Below are 20,929 nucleotides of genomic sequence, written 5' to 3'. Positions count from 1 at the left end.
GCTATTTGCGCGCTGCCTCAATGGCTGCGCGAACGCTCCCGTGCTCGTCGAGCAGTGATTGCGCCTCTTCGGCCGGGATATTCAGCTCATCAATGATCATGTGCAACGCCCTGTTGACCAGTTTTTCATTGGTGAGCTGCATATCCACCATTTTATTCCCCTTCACCTTCCCGAGGCGGATCATGAGCGAAGTTGAAATCATATTCAAAGCCAGTTTTTGAGCCGTTCCGGACTTCATCCGGGTGCTTCCCGTCAAAAATTCCGGTCCTACGACTATTTCAACGGGATATTCGGCCGCTTTGGCAACGGCAGAACCGTCATTGCACACCACGCAGCCGGTGAGCAGACCTGCATGGCGGGCTTCGTTCAAACCACCGATCACGTAGGGCGTGCGGCCGGACGCTGCTATTCCTATTAATGTATCATTTGCATTGGGCATGTAGGCCGCGAGGTCCACCCAGGCCTGGCTCCAGTCGTCTTCCGCATTTTCAACCGCTTTGCGAATGGCTGTATCACCGCCGGCTATGATGCCTACCACCAGATCAAACGGCACGCCGAATGTCGGCGGGCATTCCGAAGCGTCCACGACGCCCAATCTACCGCTCGTTCCTGCGCCGATATAAAACAGGCGGCCGCCGTTTTTCATCCTGGGAACGATTTGCTCTACCAATGCTTCGATCTGCGGAATGGCTTTTTCAACGGCCTGAGGCACGGTTTGATCCTCACGGTTGATAGAGGTCAGTATCTCGTGGACACTCATTTTTTCGAGGTCATTATAGTTCGAAGACGATTCGGTAGTCATCATGATGGTTCGCGCTTTTTGGAAACCAAAAATAAATAAATCTTTTCCGATAACGATCCTGCACCGGCAGGAAATTTGGTATTTATCGTAGAATTATAACAAAAAATGCTTTGAATGTTTGGAAAATAAAAAGATTGGCTTCTAATTTGTAACACCAAGTCAGAATTAGCGAAATTTCGCTGGACTTAAATGTTACGCTAAAATGAAATTGATCATCATCGTCCCGGTACTAATTATCGTCACGCCACAAGCGTGAGTGGGATGATAGCACATAACTGGCACCTCACTCACCCAACCGAGTGGGGTGTTTTTATTTTAAATACAATCATTCACCAATGGCGACAGAATTAAACAGATTTTCGAAGACCCTTACCCAGGAAGTAACCAATCCCGCCGCACAGGCCATGCTTTATGGAATTGGTTTGAAAGAAGAAGACTTTGTGAAACCCCAGATCGGGATTGCCAGCACAGGATATGAAGGTAACCCGTGCAACATGCACCTGAACGGCCTTTCGGTGTATGTGAAACAGGGTGTGACAGCGAATGATATGGTGGGTCTGATCTTCAACACGATCGGCGTGTCGGACGGGATGACCAACGGTAACGACGGAATGCGCTATTCGCTGCCAAGCCGCGACATTATCGCTGATTCGATCGAAACGGTGGTGGCTGCGCAATGGTACGATGGTGTGATTGCGGTGGTGGGTTGTGATAAAAACATGCCGGGAGCCATTATGGCGATGGCGCGCCTGGACCGTCCGGCGATTATGGTGTATGGCGGAACGATCCGCTCGGGGCATTATAAAGGACAAAAGCTCGACATCGTGTCGGCATTTGAAGCGCTGGGCAAGAAGTTTGCCAACAATATTTCTGATGAAGATTATAAAGGTGTAATTCAAAATTCGATCCCCGGCCAGGGTGCCTGCGGCGGTATGTATACTGCTAATACGATGGCTTCCTCGATCGAAGCAATGGGATTGAGCCTGCCGTTCAGCAGCTCTTACCCGGCTACGCACGAAGGCAAGCAGGAAGAATGCAAAAAAATCGGCGCGGCAATGAAGAAATTGCTCGAACTGAACATTACACCGAAAGATATTATTACCAAAAAATCACTGGAAAACGCATTGACTGTCGTAATGGCGCTCGGCGGCTCTACCAACGCGGCATTGCACTACCTGGCGATCGCACGCGCGGCGGGTATTCCATTGACTTTGGACGACATTCAGGCTATTTCCGACCGCACGCCGTTTATCGCCGATTTGAAACCTAGCGGTAAATACTTCATGGAGGATATCCTGGAAATCGGCGGTGTTCCTGCGGTAACCAAGTATTTGTATTCCGTAGGTTTGATCCACGGAGATTGCATTACGGTAACAGGTAAAACAGTGGCTGAAAACCTTGCCGAGGCTCCTGACTTGAATTTTGAAACACAGAAAATGGTGTTCCCGATCGAAACACCGATCAAGAAGACCGGCCACATTCAGGTGCTTTACGGTAACCTGGCTCCCCAGGGTGCGGTTGCGAAAATCACCGGTAAGGAAGGTCTGACGTTCGACGGCGAAGCGAAAGTGTGCGAGCACGAATCGGAGATCATCGATATGCTGGCCAAAGGCGAAATCAAAGCCGGCCACGTGGTGGTGATCCGCAATGCAGGTCCGAAAGGTGGTCCGGGCATGTCGGAAATGCTGAAACCAACCTCTGCCGTAATGGGTGCAGGATTGGGCGACAAGATCGCGTTGATCACCGACGGTCGTTTCTCGGGCGGCACGCACGGCTTCGTGGTAGGTCACATCACCCCGGAAGCATTCGACGGCGGCCCTATCGCATTGGTAAAAGACGGCGACCGCATTAGCATCGACGCCAACACCCGCGTACTGACCCTGCACATTTCCGACGAAGAAATGGCAGCCCGCAAAGCCGCCTGGGTACAACCCGCGCCACGCTTTACAAAAGGAATGCTGGGAAGATATATCAGAACCGTGAAGTCGGCCAGCGAAGGCTGCGTGACGGACGAAGCGTAAAAACGAATCATTATGTCGGAAGGGAAATTCAAATTGGATAGAACAGCCTTCCATGCCGGGACGCATTCGGAGACTGAAAAGTACTATGCGAAAAGCCAGCCGAAAACTTTGAAAGAAAGGTTGGAAGCAGCGCATTATCTGAACAGCATTGCATTTCAGTTTGACTTGCAAAACCCGCCCAGAATGGACAGAAGTGTTTTTTCAATGCGAAAACACCCGATGTAATGGGAAATATTTTCAATGATGATTTTCAGGATTTTTTGAAATCATTCAACGAATGTGACGTAGAATATATCCTTGTCGGCGGCTATTCCGTGATCCTGCATGGCTATTCGAGGACAACCGGCGACATGGATATTTGGGTAAGAAAGACAAAGGGAAACTATCAGAAAATCGCGAACGCGTTCGAGCAATTTGGGATGCCGCTATTTGATATGACCGAAGAGAATTTCCTTTCAAACCCGGCATTTGATGTTTTCACATTTGGCCGCGTTCCGGTTTCGATCGATCTGATCACGAAATTGAAAGGGCTGGAATTTGATAAAGCGTATCAAAATGCTGCTGACTATGTTGTGGAAGGCTTAAAAATTAGATTAATACACTACAAAGATCTGATTAAGGCCAAAAAGGCAGCAGGCAGGCCGAGGGACATCAATGATATTGAAAATCTTGAAAATTCATCCGACTAAACAATACAGAGGTCATGGGATTTAATGAAAATCAAACTGCAACAATTCAGGCCGCGGAACCGGTGGTTTCGGTGGCCAAGCCGGAGCTGATCAATGGCTCGCATGCGGTCATCCAGTCGCTGATCGCCGAGGGGGTGAAGACCATCTTCGGGTATCCGGGCGGGGCGATTATGCCGGTGTACGATGCGATCTATGACTATCAGGACCAGATCGATCACATTCTCGTGCGCCACGAGCAAGGCGCTGCCCACGCAGCCGAAGGGTTTGCCCGCATTTCGGGTGAAGTTGGCGTGTGTCTGGTTACTTCCGGGCCGGGTGCTACCAACCTCGTGACAGGCATCGCCGACGCGATCATCGACTCTACGCCGATGGTCTGCATTATCGGTCAGGTGGCGTCGCATTTGCTGGGTACCGACGCGTTCCAGGAGACCGACGTGATGGGCATCACCATCCCGATCACCAAATGGAATTACCAGATTACCAATGCGGATGAGATCCCTGAAATCATTGCAAAGGCATTCTACATCGCGAAATCAGGTCGTCCGGGGCCGGTGCTCATCGATATTACGAAAGATGCGCAGCAGAAGCTGATGACGAAGCCTTTCGTACATAAGAAAACAGAAACTTTGCTGAGCTACCACCCGCGTGTTGCACCAAAAGAGGAGCAATTGGCGGCGGCGGCAAAGCTGATCAACCAGGCGAAACGCCCGTTCCTGTTCGTCGGTCATGGCGTGCAGATCTCAGGCGCGGAGCAGGAATTAATCCAGTTCATTGAAAAAACCGACATTCCGGCGGCTTCCACATTGCTGGGGCTCTCCTCGGTGTCGGTAGACCATCCTAACTACGTGGGCTGGCTGGGCATGCACGGTAACTACGGTACCAATGTGCTCACCAACCAATGCGATCTCATTATCGCCGTCGGAATGCGTTTCGACGACCGCGTAACGGGCGATTTGAGCCGCTATGCGAAACAGGCGAAAGTTGTCCACATTGAAATCGACCCGGCGGAAATCGATAAGATCGTGAAAGCCGACGCGCCGGTGGTGGGCGATGCCAAAAAAGCATTGGAGTTGCTGCTTCCATTGGTTAATGAGAATAATCACGAAGCCTGGAAAGCGGAATTCAAGAAGTACGACGCGATCGAGGACGAGAAAATCACCCAGCCGGAACTGGCCCCGACCACGGAGAAGATCAAAATGGCCGAAGTAATCCGCACCCTTTCGGACAAAACCAAAGGCGAAGCGGTGATCGTGGCCGACGTGGGCCAGCACCAGATGATGACGGCGCGCTATTACCAGTTCAAAAAACCAAGCTCTTTCATTACATCGGGCGGTTTGGGAACAATGGGCTACGCGCTGCCCGCCTCATTCGGAGCGAAAGTAGGCGCACCCGACCGCGAGGTGGTGGCGATGATCGGCGACGGTTGCTTCCAGATGACCATCCAGGAGCTGGGAACGATCGCGCAGAGCGGCCTGCCGGTGAAGATTATCATTTTGAATAACAACTTCCTCGGAATGGTGCGCCAGTGGCAACAGCTTTTCCACCAGAAACGCTACTCGTTCGTGGAGCTGCAAAACCCTGATTTTATCACCATTGCGAAAGGTTTCGGCATCAATGGCCACACCTGCTCGAAACGCGAGGACCTGCACGCGTCGCTGGACACCATGCTGGCGTCGGACAAGCCTTACCTGCTGGAAGTAATTGTTGAGAAAGAAGAAAACGTGTTCCCGATGGTGCCGACGGGCGCTTGCGTAGCCGATATCCGTTTGGAATAATATAAAAGAGGAAGAATCATGACATCATACACCATTTGTGTTTTCACCGAGAACTCCATTGGTATTCTCAACAAAATCACGACGATTTTCACGCGGAGAAGGATCAATATCGAGAGCCTGACTGTTTCGGAAACCGAGCGTAAGGGTATTTCCCGCTTCACGATCGTCATTCGAAGCGAGTCGCGCGAGGCAGTAGAGAAGCTGGTCCGCCAGATCCGGAAGATCATCGAAGTGCTCGCTGTTTTCGGATATCTCAATGAGGACATTGCTTACAATGAGATCGCATTGTTCAAGGTTTCGACGCCGATCGGCGCCAAACCGCTCGATATCGAGACCATTAACAAGACTTACAAAGCGTGGGTCGTGTACTGGCACCTCACGTATGTGATCATCCAGAAGACGGGTACCGAGGAAGAGATCTTTGAATTTTTCGACTATATCAAACCGCACGAAATCCTCGAATTCGTTCGCTCGGGACGTGTGGCGGTGAGCAAATCGCCTCAGACACTGGTAGATTATCTGCCGGAAGCCGAGTGGGAGTATTACCAATAGTCTTTAAAGTTTTAGTAGTATTGTTTTTTAATTCGTAGTAAATCAATAATCCAATCAATAATCAATGGCAAAATTAAATTTCGGCGGGGTCGAAGAAGAAGTAGTAACCCGTGAAGAATTTCCACTTGAAAAAGCACGTGAAGTACTTTCTACTGAAACTATCGCTGTAATTGGTTACGGCGTACAAGGCCCAGGCCAAAGCTTGAACATGCGTGACAACGGTTTCAATGTAATCGTTGGTCAGCGTAAAGGTGGTAAGTCTTGGGACAAAGCCGTTGCTGACGGATGGGTACCAGGCGAAACCCTTTTCGACATCGAAGAGGCGCTTGCAAAAGGAACCATCATTTGCTACTTGCTTTCTGACGCTGCTCAGATCGAACTTTGGCCAACTGTTAAAAAACACCTTACTGCTGGAAAATCACTGTATTTCTCACACGGTTTCGGTGTAACTTATAAAGATCAGACTGGCATCGTTCCTCCTGCTGACGTGGACGTGTACCTGGTTGCTCCAAAAGGATCGGGAACATCACTTCGCCGCCTGTTCGTAGAAGGAAAAGGCTTGAACTCTTCTTTCGCGGTATTCCAGGATGCTACCGGCAAAGCGCGTGAAAAATGTATCGCAATGGGTATCGGTGTAGGTTCAGGTTACCTGTTCGAAACTGATTTCTACCGTGAAGTAACGTCTGACCTTACCGGCGAGCGCGGTACTTTGATGGGTGCTATCCAGGGTATTTTCGCGGCACAATACGAAGTGTTGCGTTCAAACGGCCACACGCCGTCAGAAGCATTCAACGAAACAGTTGAAGAATTGACCCAATCGCTGATGCCATTGGTGGCTGAAAACGGTATGGACTGGATGTATGCTAACTGCTCTACGACTGCTCAGCGCGGTGCTTTGGACTGGTGGAAACCTTTCCGTGACGCTACCAAGCCTGTTTTCGAGCAATTGTACAACTCTGTAAAATCAGGCGAGCAAGCTACGATCTCCATCACCCGCAACTCGCAGCCTGACTACCGCGTGAAGCTGGAAGAAGAACTGGCTGAGCTGCGTGAATCAGAAATGTGGCAAGCTGGCTCTACGGTACGTGGTCTGCGTCCGGAGCGTAACTAATATCGATTACCTGATGCATTCCGGAGGTCAAAGCCCGGAATGCACACCAAAATACAGGGCTTTACGATTTTCGTAAAGCTCTTTTCATTGAATCCTATGAGCACTGCCCATCCACTTCCGACTCTCGATAACATCTTCCTCGCCGCCGAGCGCCTGCGCGGGGTGATCAACCACACACCGATATTTTATAATGCACACCTTTCGGAGCAGTACGGGGCCAATGTTTATCTCAAAAGAGAGGACCTCCAAACCGTCCGCTCCTACAAAATCCGCGGAGCCTATAACAAGATGGCCAGCCTCACGCCCGAAGCCCTCGCGGGCTGGATCGTGTGTGCGAGTGCGGGCAACCACGCGCAGGGCGTAGCGTACGCATGCCGCAAAATGCAGGTGAAAGGCGCGATTTTCATGCCTACCACTACGCCGGCGCAAAAAGTAAAGCAAGTGCGGCTTTTCGGCCAGGAATGGATTGAAATCCATTTGGTAGGGGACACTTATGACGATGCTTACCATGCTTCGATGGCTTACCGCGACAGCACGAATGCGGTTTTTGTGCATCCATTTGATGATTTGCAGGTGATAGAAGGGCAGGGGACCGTAGGGCTGGAAATTTTCAAAGATGCAGATTTTAAAATCGACTATCTGCTGATGGCCATTGGCGGAGGCGGATTAGCATCCGGCATCTCCACTGTTTTCAAACAGCTTTCGCCCAAAACCCAGCTCATCGGCGTGGAGCCGGAAGGTTCGCCTACGATGCACAAGTCCATCCAGGAAGGGCACGTGGTGACGCTGGATAACATCGACAAATTCGTCGACGGCGCGGCGGTAAGGCGGGCGGGGGACCTTACATTTGATATTTGCAGCAAAAGCCTGAATCAAATACTTCTCGTGCCGGAAGGCAAAGTCTGCTCCTCCATTTTGCAGCTTTACAATGAAGAAGCGATCGTGGCCGAGCCGGCGGGCGCCTTAACGGTATCTGCATTGGATTTAATTCGGGAAGATATCAAGGGGAAAAACGTAGTTGTACTCATCAGCGGCGGGAATAACGACATTACCCGCACGGAGGAAATCAAGGAACGTTCATTGCTCTACGAAGGTTTGAAGCATTACTTCATCATCCGCTTCCCGCAACGCTCCGGCGCATTCCGGGAGTTTTTGAATGTGCTCGGTCCGAATGACGACATTGCGCGTTTTGAATACGTGAAAAAGACGAACCGCGAGCAGGGACCGGCATTGGTCGGCATCGAGCTGAAAAGCCGCGAGGACTTCGCGCCTTTGATCGAGCGAATGGATGCGAACCGGGTGGTTTATGAGTATCTGAATGATCAGCCGGATTTGTTTCAGTTTATGGTTTAAATAGTCTGATAGACAATGCTCCGCGTACCATCCGACATCAGCTCCCAGGAATTTGAGTCCCTGAAAATTCAGGATATGACCTTTGTGGCGTATCGGAATGAGGTGTATCCTTCTAAATATGATGTGTTTTTTGAAGAGCATGCGGTGATTGTGGTACTGGAAGGTGAGAAGAAATTTACCAGTCCTACGCAGGAGGTGCATGTGGAAAAAGGGGATATTCTGTTCATTCAGCGGGGTTTTTACTTAATGTCGGAATCCATTCATGAGGCGTACAAGAGTCTGGTGTTCTTCTTTGATGAAAAGCTGCTGAAAGAATTTGTAGGACTGCACCCGGAGCTTTTCGATGCGCAAAACGATACGGATACCGTCGAATATCCGATTCTGCTGTTGAAGTCGGATGATAATTTTGAAAAGTTCATACAGTCGGTTTTCCCCTATTTCCGCTCGCGGACGGAGTTGAAAAACCACTTTCTTCGTTTGAAATTTCAGGAACTATTGCTGCATTTGATGGAGCTGGATAATTCCAGCCAGCTGCGGGGGATTTTGTATAGCTTGTATAAAGGCGAGAAAGTAGACCTTTCGTTTTTAATGAACAGCTACTACTTGAAGCCGTTGACATTGAATGAGCTGGCGCGGCTTTCGGGGCGTTCGCTTTCTGCATTCAAAAGAGATTTTCAGGATGAGTTCAATACTTCGCCGGCATTGTGGCTGAAAAACAAGCGATTGGATTATGCGGATTTCTTATTGAGGAATAGTACTAAAAATGTTTCAGAGATCAGTACGGAGATCGGTTACGAGAGCGTTTCGCATTTTATCAAGACTTACAAAGAGAAGTACGGGACGACGCCGAAGCGGCAGGGATGAGCATTTGAACAAAATGATGCAATGGTATGGACTTACCCGAACATGTACTGAGAGGAATTGAAACTGGCAGAAAAGAGATTGCTTCCGGCCGTTTCATGACATTGGATGAGTTCAGAAAGCGAATAAGCGGTATCGATGAGCAGCCGACCCGTGTGCTAGACGCACTGAGAAAATCAAAGGAAAGTCTATTTTCGCGCTATCCGCTCAATTCAATGGCACTTTTCGGCTCCTACGCGCGGAATGAGGCTCGATTTGATAGCGATGTCGATATTATTGTCGAATTCTCTGAACCGGTTGGCTTTGAATTCGTCGACCTGATGATTGAGCTGGAAGAAATTTTGGGACGTAAAGTTGATCTCGTGAGCCGGCGTGGAGTTAGGCCAGAGTTGCTACCAATAATCGAAAGAGATGAAATTTATATTTAGGACTCCAAATAAAGATTTCCGCTCAAACCATACCCCCAAACCAAAATCACTATTTTTTGACCCATTACCGTTATACATATTCGTTTAATTATGCGGTAATTTGTAATGTCGGTTCTCCTTTTGAGAAAGGCGTTGATTATCAGCTCTTTCTTGGAAGCCTGAACGACGAGGCGAAATTCTAATTTTAATCAAAATGAGTAATCAAGCGAGTACCCTTTTCGACAAAGTGTGGGATGCCCACGTTGTCCGTAAAATCGAGGACGGTCCGGATGTGTTCTTCATCGACCGCCATTTTATCCACGAAGTAACGAGCCCCGTTGCATTCCTTGGACTCGAAACCAGAGGCATTGGCGTGATGTACCCTGAGCGCACTTTCGCAACGGCCGATCACAATACCCCGACCATTAACCAGCACCTTCCGGTTCAGGACCCGCTTTCGGCGAACCAGCTGAAAGCCCTCGAAGCAAATGCTGCCAAATACGGCATTTCACACTGGGGATTGGGCCATGCCCGCAATGGTATTGTGCACGTGGTTGGACCAGAAAACGGTATTACGCTGCCCGGTATGACCATCGTTTGCGGTGACTCACACACTTCCACCCACGGTGCTTTCGGTGCGATCGCGTTCGGTATCGGTACTTCTGAGGTGGAAATGGTGCTTTCGTCGCAATGCATTATGCAGCCTAAGCCGAAGAAAATGCGTGTGAACGTGAATGGGCAACTGGGCAAAGGGGTTACTCCGAAAGACGTAACGCTTTATATCATTTCGAAACTGACTACTGCCGGCGCAACGGGCTATTTCGTTGAATATGCGGGAGATGTGTTCGAAAATATGTCAATGGAAGGCCGTATGACCGTCTGCAACATGAGCATCGAAATGGGTGCGCGCGGCGGTATGATCGCTCCTGACGAAACAACTTTTGCCTACATCAACGGCCGCGAGCAAGCTCCGAAAGGCGAGAAGTGGGACAAAGCATTGGCTTACTGGAAAACGCTCAAAACGGACGAAGGCGCTACTTTCGACAAAGAATACAACTTCGACGCAGCCGACATCGAACCGATGATCACTTACGGTACGAACCCCGGAATGGGCCAGGGCATCACCCGCGCGATCCCTACGTCGGATCAGGTGGAAGGCGGTAAGGCTACTTACGACAAGTCGCTGAACTACATGGGCTTCCATGAAAATGAGAACATGATCGGCAAGCCTATCGACTACGTGTTCATCGGTAGCTGCACCAATGGCCGTATCGAAGACTTCCGCGCATTCGCATCCATCGTAAAAGGTCGCAAAAAGGCTGATAATGTAACGGCATGGATCGTTCCGGGTTCGCACATTGTAGAAGCGCAAATTAAAGAAGAAGGTATCCTCGACATCCTGACCGACGCTGGTTTCGAACTCCGTCAGCCAGGCTGCTCCGCTTGTCTCGCGATGAACGACGACAAGATCCCTGCCGGCAAATATGCGGTAAGTACCTCAAACCGTAACTTCGAAGGTCGCCAGGGACCAGGCGCACGTACGTTGCTCGCTAGCCCGCTCGTAGCAGCTGCGGCTGCCGTTACCGGCGTTGTTACGGACCCGCGGACGTTACTTTGATGTACTTCGGCTGTCGGCTATCGGCAGTCGGACTTTTAATCTTGCACACTATAATGAGGGATTTTAGGAAGTATGGGGTTTGGGAACAGAGCCATAAGCTTGTTCTTGAACTTTACAGATTGACCAAAGGCTTTCCGGCAGACGAGAAGTTTGGTATCGTTTCACAGATACGCCGGGCGGCTGTTTCTGTTGCAACGAACATCTGTGAGGGATGCGGAAAAGCCAGTGAAAGAGATTTTGCTAGATTCCTTGGAATCTCTTTCGGTTCTTGTCAAGAAGTGGAATATCTGACCTTGCTTTCAAAAGATCTCGGATTTTTGGATGGCCATTCTTACGACTTAGTTCAGTTCGAAATCACATCCATTAAAAAGCAACTATATCATTTGATTAAAAAACTAAACGCTGAAAGTTAAGGAAAAGGCCTGGCGAAAAGCCGACAGCCGAAAGCCGACAGCCGACAGCCAATAAACAATGGCTTACGATAAATTCACCATACTGAAAAGCTCGGCAGTACCTTTGCCGATCGAAAATGTCGATACCGACCAGATCATCCCGGCGCGCTTCCTGAAAGCGACCAAGCGCGAAGGATTTGGCGACAACCTCTTCCGCGACTGGCGCTTCAACGGCGACGATACGCCGAAGCAGGATTTCGTATTGAACAACCCTATTTACTCCGGCAAAATCCTCGTAGGAGGCCATAACTTCGGCAGCGGTTCGAGCCGCGAGCACGCTGCGTGGGCGATCTACGACTACGGTTTCCGCTGCGTAGTTTCCAGCTTCTTTGCAGATATTTTCAAAGGTAACTCATTGAATATTGGTATCTTGCCGGTGCAGGTGAGCCCTGAGTTTTTGAACAAAATCTTCGAAGCCATCGAGGCTGATCCTAATGCAGAGCTCGAAGTGAACCTGCCAGATCAGAAAATCACGATCCTCGCAACCGGCGAAAGTGAATCCTTCGACATCAATGGTTATAAAAAGCATAACCTGACAAACGGCTTCGACGATATCGATTATCTGCAAGCGATGAAGGGAGAGATCAAGGAATTCGAAGCAGAGAGAATATTTTAATGGCCGTCGGCTTTCGGCCATCGGCTTTCGGCTATGGGCTTTCGACTATCAGACTTCTTTGATAGCCGACAGCCGACAGCCGACAGCCGAAGTCCGACAGCCGACAGCCGACAGCCGCTTATGACTAGTCGCTACATAGAAATTATGGATACGACACTCCGCGATGGTGAACAAACCAGCGGGGTGTCGTTTTCCGCGTCCGAAAAATTGACCATCGCCCAGATCCTGTTGCAGGAAGTGAAGGTCGATCGCATTGAAGTAGCCTCGGCACGCGTGTCGGAAGGTGAGTTTCAGGCGGTGAAGAAAATCACGGACTGGGCCGGTGCGAATGGTTTTTTGGATAAAATAGAAGTACTCACGTTCGTCGACGGCGATGCGTCCATTAACTGGATGGTGCAGGCCGGCGCGAGAGTGATGAACCTCCTCACCAAAGGGTCGCTGAACCATTTGACCCACCAGCTCAAAAAATCGCCGGAAGCCCATTTCGAGGACATTCGCAATGTCGTCGAGCTCGCGGAAAAGAATGGCATTCAATGCAATGTGTACCTCGAAGATTGGAGCAACGGCATGCGCAGTTCGAAAGAATATGTGTTCCAATCGCTTGATTTTCTGAGCACTTTGCCCGTCAAGCGCATTTTGCTGCCTGATACATTGGGCATTCTCACGCCGTTTGAATCCTACACATTTATCAAGGAAATTGTTGATCGATATCCTGACCAGCATTTCGAATTTCACGGCCATAACGACTATGATCTGGGCGTTGCGAATGTTATGGAAGCGCTTCGCGCAGGCGTGCAAGGCTTGCACCTGACCGTGAACGGCATGGGCGAGCGCACCGGTAATGCGCCACTTGCGAGTACGATTGCGGTGATCAACGACCTGATGCCCGAATGCACGACGGCGGTGAATGAGAAGTCGCTGTACTCTATTAGCAAGCTCGTGGAGACTTTTTCGGGTATCCGCATTCCTGCCAACAAGCCCATTGTTGGGGAAAGTGTATTTACGCAAACTGCTGGTATTCATGCAGATGGTGATAAAAAGAACAATCTCTATTTCAGCAAGCTAATGCCTGAGCGCTTCGGTCGGCAGCGGTTGTATGCATTGGGAAAAACTTCCGGAAAGGCGAACATCGAGAACAACCTGCGCGACCTGGGTATTTCGCTCTCAGATGCCGATTTGAAAAAGGTAACGCAGCGCATTATCGAGCTCGGCGACCGCAAGGAAGTGGTGACACCGGAGGATTTGCCTTACATTATCTCGGATATTCTCGATAGCGACGCGATTGAGGAAAAGGTGGTCATCACCAATTACGTGCTCACGCATTCCAAAAACCTGAAACCTTCCGCCACATTGCAGATTTCTTTTGGTGAAGAGGTTTTTGAGGAAAATGCGCAGGGCGACGGCCAGTACGATGCGTTTATGAATGCATTGAAAAAGATTTACAAGAAAAAAGGGATCGAGCTGCCGATGCTGAGTGACTATACCGTGCGCATTCCGCCGGGCGGTAAGACCGACGCTTTGTGCGAAACGATTATTACCTGGGAGATCAACGGTAAGGAGATCAAAACGCGCGGTCTGGATTCGGACCAGACGTTTTCGGCGATCAAGGCGACGCAGAAAATGCTCAACCTGATCGGCGTTCCTGAAAGCAAGATTGAACCAATCGCTAATGCATTGTCGTAAGGCAGTGCATTAATTTGTTTTATAAATTATTGATTATCAATTACAACTCTTAATGAAAAAGCATATCCTTATCGTTCCGGGCGACGGAATCGGACAAGAAGTTACTGAGGTAGGAAAGGCAGTGTTGGTAAAAATTGCCGAGAAATTCGGTCATGAATTCACTTACGACGAGGCGTTGATGGGCCACGTCGCTATCGAAGCGACCGGTAACCCGCTTCCGGACGAAACGCTGGAAAAAATGCGCAACTCCGACGCGATCCTTTTCGGTGCCGTTGGTCACCCGAAATACGACAACGACCCGACTGCCAAAGTTCGCCCTGAACAAGGCTTGCTGAAAATGCGCAAAGAGCTGGGTTTGTATGCTAACCTCCGTCCGATCAAATTGTTCGACGAATTGCTGGGTGCATCTTCCATCCGTCCTGAAATCCTGAAAGGCTCGGATATCCTTTTCTTCCGTGAGCTGACAGGCGACATTTATTTCGGAGAAAAAGGTCGTAAAAACGACAATAATACTGCTTACGACATCGCGGAATACAGCCGTTACGAAGTGAAACGCATTGCCCGCAAGGCATTCGAAGCTGCCCGGACACGTGGCAAGCGTCTCTGCTCTGTAGATAAAGCTAATGTTTTGGAAACCAGCCGTCTGTGGCGTGAAGTGGTTCAGGCTTTGGCTCCTGAATATCCGGACATTACCGTTGAGCACCAGTTTGTGGATGCGGCTGCGATGATGCTCATCAAAGATCCTAAGCGTTTCGACGTGGTGGTGACAGCGAACCTGTTCGGAGATATCCTTACCGACGAGGCGAGCCAAATCGCCGGATCAATGGGAATGCTCGCCTCGGCTTCGGTTGGTGACAGCACCGGCGTTTACGAACCAATCCACGGCTCAGCGCACGACATTACCGGCAAAGGCGTTGCAAACCCCTTAGCGTCAGTGCTTTCGGCCGCATTGCTCCTCGATATTTCATTTGGTCTGAAGGAAGAATCGGAAGCGATTATTTCGGCGGTGGACAAGTTGCTGAAAGATGGTTTCAGAACACGCGACATTGCCGATGCTACCACACCGGCAGACAAGATTCTGAACACGCAACAAGCTGGCGAAGAGCTTTTGAAAAGAATCTAAAAAATATTAAAGTTTTGCCAAACAATATTTGTTGCAATCAAAACTTGTGCTTTCTTTGCAGAAGAAACTCGCGGTTAGCGAAATTTCGCAACATGAATATGAGACAGCAAGATAACCTTATTCTCAATCTCCAACAGCTACCGTGAGGTCGGGAAAGGTTATGTTTTGATAAGTTACAGACCCTTTCCCGTGACAAGGAAAGGGTTTTATATTGCCTGAAATATTGTTAAATTCGTGTCCCATTAAAAAATTAATACCCACCAATGAGTAATCGAGTTCAGATCTTCGACACTACTTTACGAGACGGCGAGCAGGTTCCTGGCAGCCAATTGACCACAGAAGAAAAAATCGTGGTAGCCACACAACTCGAAAAGCTGGGGGTAGATATTATCGAAGCCGGTTTTCCGGTTTCAAGTCCCGGAGACTTTCGTTCTGTGGTAGAAATCTCCAAAGCGGTGCGCGAGCCGATCATTTGCGCGCTTTCGCGTGCAGTACAGGGCGATATCGACGCAGCTGCGGACGCCTTGAAGTATGCACAGCGGGCACGAATCCACACGGGTATCGGTTCATCCGACATTCACATCCAGCATAAATTCAATACGACCCGCGAGAAAATTATCGAAAGAGCAATTGCGGCTACGAAATATGCTAAATCGAAAGTAGAGGACGTAGAATTTTACTGCGAAGATGCAGGCCGTGCGGATCTCGTTTTCCTTTCACAACTGGTTGAAGCAGTAATCGGTGCCGGCGCGACGGTGGTAAACATTCCTGACACAACAGGTTACTGCCTGCCCGACGAGTACGGCAATAAAATTAAACACATTTTCGAACACGTTTCGAATATCCATAAAGCCACTATTTCCATCCACTGCCACAACGACCTCGGTTTGGCAACTGCCAACTCCATCGCGGGTATCAATGCAGGCGCGCGCCAGGTAGAGGTGACGATCAACGGAATTGGCGAGCGCGCCGGTAACACGTCGCTCGAAGAAGTGGTAATGGCATTGAAAGTGCACCAGGAACTGGGCCTGGAAACGGGCATTAACACGCAGCACATTTACCCGACAAGCCAATTGGTGTCGAAAATGATGCGTATGCAGGTGCAAGCTAATAAGGCGATCGTGGGCCGCAATGCATTCGCGCATTCGTCGGGCATTCACCAGGACGGCTTCCTGAAAAACAACCTGAACTACGAAATCATGAACCCGCACGATGTGGGTGTGGATAAGTCGGATATCGTGCTCACAGCCCGCAGTGGCCGCCACGCATTGAAGCACCGCCTCGAATTGCTGGGCTTCTCCTTCGAAAAGCCGGTGCTCGACGAGCTCTACACACGGTTCCTGGAAGTAGCCGATATTAAGAAAGAAGTGAACGACGGTGACCTGGTTGAACTCGTGAAGACAGCCGAAGCGGTTTAATTAGAATATCCTTAGAAATAGGTAACCCATTGAATCTGAATTTGATGTTTTGAAGAAATTTTTGTAAGATTACACATTCAATAACATCCATCAGATTGCAAAAAGCCCTCGGTGATTCTGACTAAGGGCTTTTTTCTTTGTTTACAGAATGATCGTGCGGTTGTTATGAATGAATACGCGGTCGTTGAAAACCAGTTTCAATGCCTTCGACAACACCGCCTTCTCCGTGTCTTTTCCCAACGTTGCCATATCCGCGGCAGTCAGCTTGTGGTCGACTTCCTTGACGTCCTGCGCTATGATCGGACCTTCGTCGAGGTCATTATTCACAAAATGTGCAGTGGCACCAATGATCTTCACTCCGCGTTCGTACGCTTGCCGGTAAGGGTTTGCCCCGATGAACGCAGGCAGGAACGAATGATGGATGTTCACAATCCGGTTCGGAAAGCGTTCGACGAATTGCGGCGTGATAATGCGCATGTATTTGGCGAGCACAACATAATCGGGGCGGTAGATTTCCAACGTCCTTAAAATCGCCTCCTCATGCTCCTCACGGGTTTTGTTCTCGTGGGAAATAAAATGGAAAGGTATCCCGAACTTGCCTACCAGCGGTTGCAGCGAATTGTAATTGCTGACTACCGCGAGAATGGTTGCGTCGAGCTCGTTGAATGCATAACGTATCAGCAATTCGCCGAGGCAATGGTGCTCCTTGGTGACCATCAGCACAATATCCTTGTTCTTTTTGGGATTAATGCGCAGGTTCAGGCCCGGCGGAAGTTCCGATTGCAGGGCATGCAGCAACTGCGGAATATCGGTATCGCCCTCGAACTCCGTGCGCATGAAAAAGTAGCGCGAAGGGCTCACATATTCGTCATTGCTGATGATATTCTGATTATGGGCAAAAAGAATGCGGGTCACATGGTAGATCAAACCCTTGTGATCGGGGCCGTCCATTAATAAAATATGTCTCTGACTCATGAAGGGCATTTTACTCGTTACGAAAGCAAAGTTTCAAATATACAACACAAGCAGCGCTGTTGCCGCTGAATGTGAGCGCATTTTAATATTGATTTGTAACTATTCAAATGACAAGTGTGTTAATCAGGAATTGAGGAGCATTTAATTATGGCAGAAACATTATTTATACCGGCAGATACCAACAGAGCGACCGTTTACGACGCGCTTCTGCCGCAAATAGAAGCATTGGTAGCCGACGAAAGCGACCTGACGGCCAATCTGGCCAACATCGCCGCGGTTCTGAAAGAAGCATTCGGCTTTTTCTGGGTCGGATTTTATTTGGCAAAGGAAGGGCAGCTCGTGCTCGGGCCGTTTCAGGGGCCGATCGCGTGTACGCGCATACCGTTCCACAAGGGTGTGTGCGGGGCGAGCTATTCGCGCGCGGAAACCATCATTGTGCCGGATGTGGAGCAGTTTCCGGGGCATATTGCATGCAGTTCGGCGTCGCGTTCGGAGATCGTCGTGCCGGTATTTCACCGGAACGGCACGGTAGCGATGGTGCTGGATGTGGACAGCGACCAGCTCGACGATTTCAGCGAAACAGACCGTGAAGCACTTGAAAAAGTCGCTAAGCTGATCACGCGCAAGCTTTGATATACCACAAAAAAGCCTCGCAGGAAGGTGCTGCGAGGCTTATACGGCGGATTTGCAAAAGCTCTCCGTCACGAAATGTCATTTATGGGTGTCAGTTTAATGAGAACATGGGCAGCCGGAGGGCAACCACATTGTTAAACATCAACTTGGTTATCTTAGGATCCATATAATCGATCAACGGGAATTCCGAAACGAGAGACATTACTTCAAATTCACTTTCTGCTCTCACCACACACCAGAGCCGCGAATAATCATCGGACAAAGCATAAGACATCAGCCTTCCTTGCTCCATCAATTCATTAATTTTTTTTCTCTGAGCGGGTATTTTTGCTGTGAAATCTTCCGACATGACAGCCGGAAGCTGGATTTCAACCATATATTGGCTCATGGGCGATAGATTTTAGGTTGTATTAATTAAATGATATGTGCTGCTGAATAGTTCCGGCGGCATGGTATCGTGCTAATGCATATAGTTTTTCAAAGTGTTCCAACCATTTTGATAATGAGCGTGTCAAGCAATTTACGACGGACGCCGGATGGCGGGCCGGATCATAACGCAACAGTAATCGGCTATCTTATGGATAGAGGTGCTGAATTTATTTACGAACCGAACGAAGCACCCCTAAACTTCGGATGACCTTTAACGAACAGGAATTGGTGAAAGGCTGCAAGCAGCGCAACCGGATCGCCCAGAAACAGCTATATGATGTTTTTGGCGGCAAGTTGTTCGCGATTTGCCTGCGCTACACGAAAAACCGCGCCGACGCGGAAGACGTGTTGCAGGATGCCTTTATCAAGATTTACGAAAATATCGATTCGTTCAGGAGCGATAGCCCGCTGGAATACTGGCTCCGGTCGGTGGTAGTGAACACCGCGCTGAACCATTTACGGCAGCAGAAGTATCTGAAAGAACTGGACGATATCGATGTACATCACAACGGTTTGTCGGACCGGGAGTTTACGCTGGGGAATTTCCAGATGCAGCAGCTGATGGAAATGATCCGTGAACTGCCGCCCGGGTGCCAGACGATCTTCAATCTGTACGCAATTGAAGGTTACCAGCACAATGAGATCGCCCAGATGTTGGGTATCTCCGAAGGAACGTCCAAATCGCAATACTCGCGGGCCAGGACATTACTTCAACAGAAGTTGAACAAAGAAAAAAGATTTGATGATGGATCCGTCCAACATAAACAATTTTGAGGATCAGTGGAGAAAGGCCTTCCAGGAGGCGTCCGAAACTCCTCCGCCGTCTGTGTGGGAGAGTATAGAGGCGCGCCTGGACAATGAGCAGGCGAAAGTGGTGCCGATGTGGTGGCAGTCGCGCCGCATTTGGTATGCGGCGGCGTCACTGGCGGCATTGATGGTGGTTGGCGGAGGATTGTGGTATTCCAACACCGGAACGAATGGTGATGTGAATGTGGCAGTAACCACAAAAGCTGCGCACGAGCCTGAAAGGAAAGATACCGAGACGGTAACGGCCGAACCCGACGCAATTGAAAGCCAGCGCAACGAAGCACTCGCAGCCACGGAACAGCCAAAAAGTCCATCGCCTGCGGCTGGAAATGCCGTGGTTACCAACGATAATGGCGTGGCGACCAAGGATTTGGGTGCCGAAATTGCAGCTGCACCCCGCACGGCGGGCAAAAGTGAGCCAAATGCATCGGCCAAAGTGCGGCCGGATGCCGGATTTAGAGATATTGAAGCAATAGCAGCCGCAGAGCAGCCCGCTGCCAAAGTTGAACCCGCTGCAACAGTTGAATCAGCTGGCGCGGTTAATGCAGCCAGCGAGGCAATTAATACTGATCCGCAGTCTGCGCAAATAGCGGCGGCAAAAGTTGCCGGAAATGGTCAGGCGATTTCGGCGGACGAAAACCTTCCCGTGTCGGCGCAACTGCTGGCGTCGTTACCGTACAGCGATCTGGATGTGTACGTTCAGAAACGCCACGTATTCTTCCGTGCTGAAATTATCATAGAAGATCCTGTAAAGGCCAAAAAGCCGAAAGAATATTATGCCGGAATAGGCGTGATGCCCGCGTCTTTTAACCCCGATGTGCAGCTGAAAGAAGTGCCGATGGCATTTTCGGCGCAGTCGGTGAGCCAGCGCCGGTCGGTGTCGGGTTCCAGCGAGGCCCGTGCTTCTTACGCGGTGCAAACACAGGGCGGCGTCCGGCTGTCAAAGCATTGGTCGGTGGAAACGGGTTTGAGCTATCTCCGGGGGAATTCGGCTTATGAAGGCGGCGGCTACATGTTGAGTGCCTATAACAACGCCGCGGCCAATGTGCTGGAAAATGCGCTGGCAGCCACCAGCCCGGCCCTGGCGGATAAGTCGTCGTCGTTCAATAATGGTGCATTGTATATTGATGTGGCCAAAAAGGTAAGCAACAACTATCAATACTTGCAACTGCCCGTTCAGGCCGGATTTACGTTGAATCCCGACAAAAAATTCAGTTACTCGCTGCTCGGGGGAATGATGGCGAATTTCTTCCTGACAAATGAACTCGAATCCGCATCAGGCGAGATCATCAGGACAACCGCCAGCGATGAAATATACCGCGGAACAAGTTGGGCCGCTACCACCGGGCTGAGATTGAATTACAAACTCTCTTCGAAATGGGGCGCAAATTTGACCGGCTCATATCAAAAAGCAGTGTCGTCGGGTTTCAGATCTAATCAAACACTCGATTCACATCCTTATTTATATGGTGTGTCGTGGTCTGTTCGCTATTCTTTTTAATATAAAATCAAAAAAAGTTTCCAACCATTTCCGGTTGAATTGAATCTATTGAATTGTGGATTTGAATGTGGAGAAAGTTCTTGCATCTGTTAGCCATGAAAAT

At 49.7% G+C, this 20,929-nt stretch carries 21 protein-coding genes; 18 read left to right on the top strand and 3 right to left on the bottom strand.

What is annotated here, in order from left to right; all coding sequences use genetic code 11:
- Window position 1 precedes the first annotated feature (1 nt).
- The gene (gene murQ / locus DFER_RS18275; protein WP_015813134.1) at window positions 2–805 is read right to left on the bottom strand and encodes an N-acetylmuramic acid 6-phosphate etherase; all 804 of its coding nucleotides are present in this window, start codon (window positions 803–805) and stop codon (window positions 2–4) included.
- 332 nt (window positions 806–1,137) lie between these two features.
- On the opposite strand from murQ, the gene ilvD reads away from it, so the two are divergent.
- From ilvD to DFER_RS18200, 15 genes are all read left to right on the top strand, one after another.
- On the top strand, window positions 1,138–2,823 hold the full coding sequence (gene ilvD, locus DFER_RS18270; RefSeq protein WP_015813133.1) for a dihydroxy-acid dehydratase: 1,686 nt from the start codon (window positions 1,138–1,140) through the stop codon (window positions 2,821–2,823).
- Window positions 2,824–2,835: 12 nt separating this feature from the next.
- Window positions 2,836–3,048: a hypothetical protein gene (locus DFER_RS18265; protein WP_015813132.1), complete on the top strand. Its 213-nt coding sequence runs from the start codon at window positions 2,836–2,838 to the stop codon at window positions 3,046–3,048.
- Window positions 3,048–3,512, top strand: a complete 465-nt coding sequence (locus tag DFER_RS18260) for a nucleotidyltransferase (protein WP_015813131.1) — start codon at window positions 3,048–3,050, stop codon at window positions 3,510–3,512. Before DFER_RS18265 ends, DFER_RS18260 begins: the two co-directional genes overlap by 1 nt.
- A gap of 14 nt (window positions 3,513–3,526) precedes the next feature.
- Entirely contained in the window at window positions 3,527–5,287 is a 1,761-nt protein-coding gene (gene ilvB / locus DFER_RS18255) for a biosynthetic-type acetolactate synthase large subunit (protein ID WP_015813130.1), read from the top strand.
- Between the two features lie 18 nt (window positions 5,288–5,305).
- A complete protein-coding gene (gene ilvN / locus DFER_RS18250) occupies window positions 5,306–5,839 on the top strand; it encodes an acetolactate synthase small subunit (protein ID WP_015813129.1) in 534 nt (177 codons plus the stop codon).
- A gap of 64 nt (window positions 5,840–5,903) precedes the next feature.
- Entirely contained in the window at window positions 5,904–6,950 is a 1,047-nt protein-coding gene (ilvC, locus tag DFER_RS18245) for a ketol-acid reductoisomerase (RefSeq protein ID WP_015813128.1), read from the top strand.
- Between the two features lie 96 nt (window positions 6,951–7,046).
- A complete protein-coding gene (ilvA, locus tag DFER_RS18240) occupies window positions 7,047–8,303 on the top strand; it encodes a threonine ammonia-lyase IlvA (RefSeq protein ID WP_143828759.1) in 1,257 nt (418 codons plus the stop codon).
- A gap of 15 nt (window positions 8,304–8,318) precedes the next feature.
- Window positions 8,319–9,167, top strand: a complete 849-nt coding sequence (locus tag DFER_RS18235; RefSeq protein WP_015813126.1) for an AraC family transcriptional regulator — start codon at window positions 8,319–8,321, stop codon at window positions 9,165–9,167.
- A 26-nt stretch (window positions 9,168–9,193) separates the two neighbouring features.
- Window positions 9,194–9,592 (top strand): nucleotidyltransferase family protein, encoded by a 399-nt coding sequence (locus DFER_RS18230; protein WP_015813125.1) that lies wholly within the window; start codon window positions 9,194–9,196, stop codon window positions 9,590–9,592.
- Between the two features lie 193 nt (window positions 9,593–9,785).
- Complete coding sequence (gene leuC / locus DFER_RS18225) at window positions 9,786–11,189, top strand: 3-isopropylmalate dehydratase large subunit (protein ID WP_015813124.1); 1,404 nt, start codon at window positions 9,786–9,788, stop codon at window positions 11,187–11,189.
- Window positions 11,190–11,242: 53 nt separating this feature from the next.
- Window positions 11,243–11,602 carry a four helix bundle protein gene (locus DFER_RS18220; protein WP_015813123.1) on the top strand — a complete coding sequence of 120 codons (360 nt, stop codon included), beginning with the start codon at window positions 11,243–11,245 and terminating at the stop codon, window positions 11,600–11,602.
- Window positions 11,603–11,660: 58 nt separating this feature from the next.
- A complete protein-coding gene (leuD, locus tag DFER_RS18215; protein WP_015813122.1) occupies window positions 11,661–12,257 on the top strand; it encodes a 3-isopropylmalate dehydratase small subunit in 597 nt (198 codons plus the stop codon).
- 120 nt (window positions 12,258–12,377) lie between these two features.
- Window positions 12,378–13,940: a hydroxymethylglutaryl-CoA lyase-like TIM-barrel protein gene (locus DFER_RS18210; protein ID WP_015813121.1), complete on the top strand. Its 1,563-nt coding sequence runs from the start codon at window positions 12,378–12,380 to the stop codon at window positions 13,938–13,940.
- 52 nt (window positions 13,941–13,992) lie between these two features.
- Entirely contained in the window at window positions 13,993–15,063 is a 1,071-nt protein-coding gene (gene leuB, locus DFER_RS18205) for a 3-isopropylmalate dehydrogenase (RefSeq protein ID WP_015813120.1), read from the top strand.
- 263 nt (window positions 15,064–15,326) lie between these two features.
- Window positions 15,327–16,481, top strand: coding sequence for a 2-isopropylmalate synthase (locus DFER_RS18200; RefSeq protein ID WP_015813119.1), 1,155 nt, complete (start codon window positions 15,327–15,329; stop codon window positions 16,479–16,481).
- 141 nt (window positions 16,482–16,622) lie between these two features.
- On the opposite strand, the gene purU is transcribed toward DFER_RS18200, so the two are convergent.
- Window positions 16,623–17,432, bottom strand: a complete 810-nt coding sequence (gene purU, locus DFER_RS18195; protein WP_015813118.1) for a formyltetrahydrofolate deformylase — start codon at window positions 17,430–17,432, stop codon at window positions 16,623–16,625.
- A gap of 171 nt (window positions 17,433–17,603) precedes the next feature.
- Between purU and msrC the strand changes: the two genes are divergently transcribed.
- On the top strand, window positions 17,604–18,089 hold the full coding sequence (gene msrC, locus DFER_RS18190) for a free L-methionine (R)-S-oxide reductase MsrC (RefSeq protein ID WP_015813117.1): 486 nt from the start codon (window positions 17,604–17,606) through the stop codon (window positions 18,087–18,089).
- A 91-nt stretch (window positions 18,090–18,180) separates the two neighbouring features.
- Here msrC and DFER_RS18185 read toward each other — a convergent pair whose 3' ends face one another.
- The gene (locus DFER_RS18185; protein ID WP_015813116.1) at window positions 18,181–18,477 is read right to left on the bottom strand and encodes a muconolactone Delta-isomerase family protein; all 297 of its coding nucleotides are present in this window, start codon (window positions 18,475–18,477) and stop codon (window positions 18,181–18,183) included.
- Window positions 18,478–18,722: 245 nt separating this feature from the next.
- Here DFER_RS18185 and DFER_RS18180 point away from each other — a divergent pair, with 245 nt between their 5' ends.
- Together DFER_RS18180 and DFER_RS18175 are read left to right on the top strand one after the other, a co-directional pair.
- Window positions 18,723–19,292 (top strand): RNA polymerase sigma factor, encoded by a 570-nt coding sequence (locus DFER_RS18180; protein WP_015813115.1) that lies wholly within the window; start codon window positions 18,723–18,725, stop codon window positions 19,290–19,292.
- Window positions 19,261–20,826 carry an outer membrane beta-barrel protein gene (locus DFER_RS18175; RefSeq protein ID WP_229206040.1) on the top strand — a complete coding sequence of 522 codons (1,566 nt, stop codon included), beginning with the start codon at window positions 19,261–19,263 and terminating at the stop codon, window positions 20,824–20,826. The genes DFER_RS18180 and DFER_RS18175 overlap by 32 nt, the downstream gene beginning before the upstream one ends.
- Window positions 20,827–20,929: the final 103 nt, after the last annotated feature.

The organism is Dyadobacter fermentans DSM 18053 (assembly GCF_000023125.1).
GTDB lineage: Bacteria > Bacteroidota > Bacteroidia > Cytophagales > Spirosomataceae > Dyadobacter > Dyadobacter fermentans.
The sequence above is the reverse complement of the archived record's forward strand: the minus strand, read 5'-3'. Positions and strand labels throughout refer to the sequence as shown.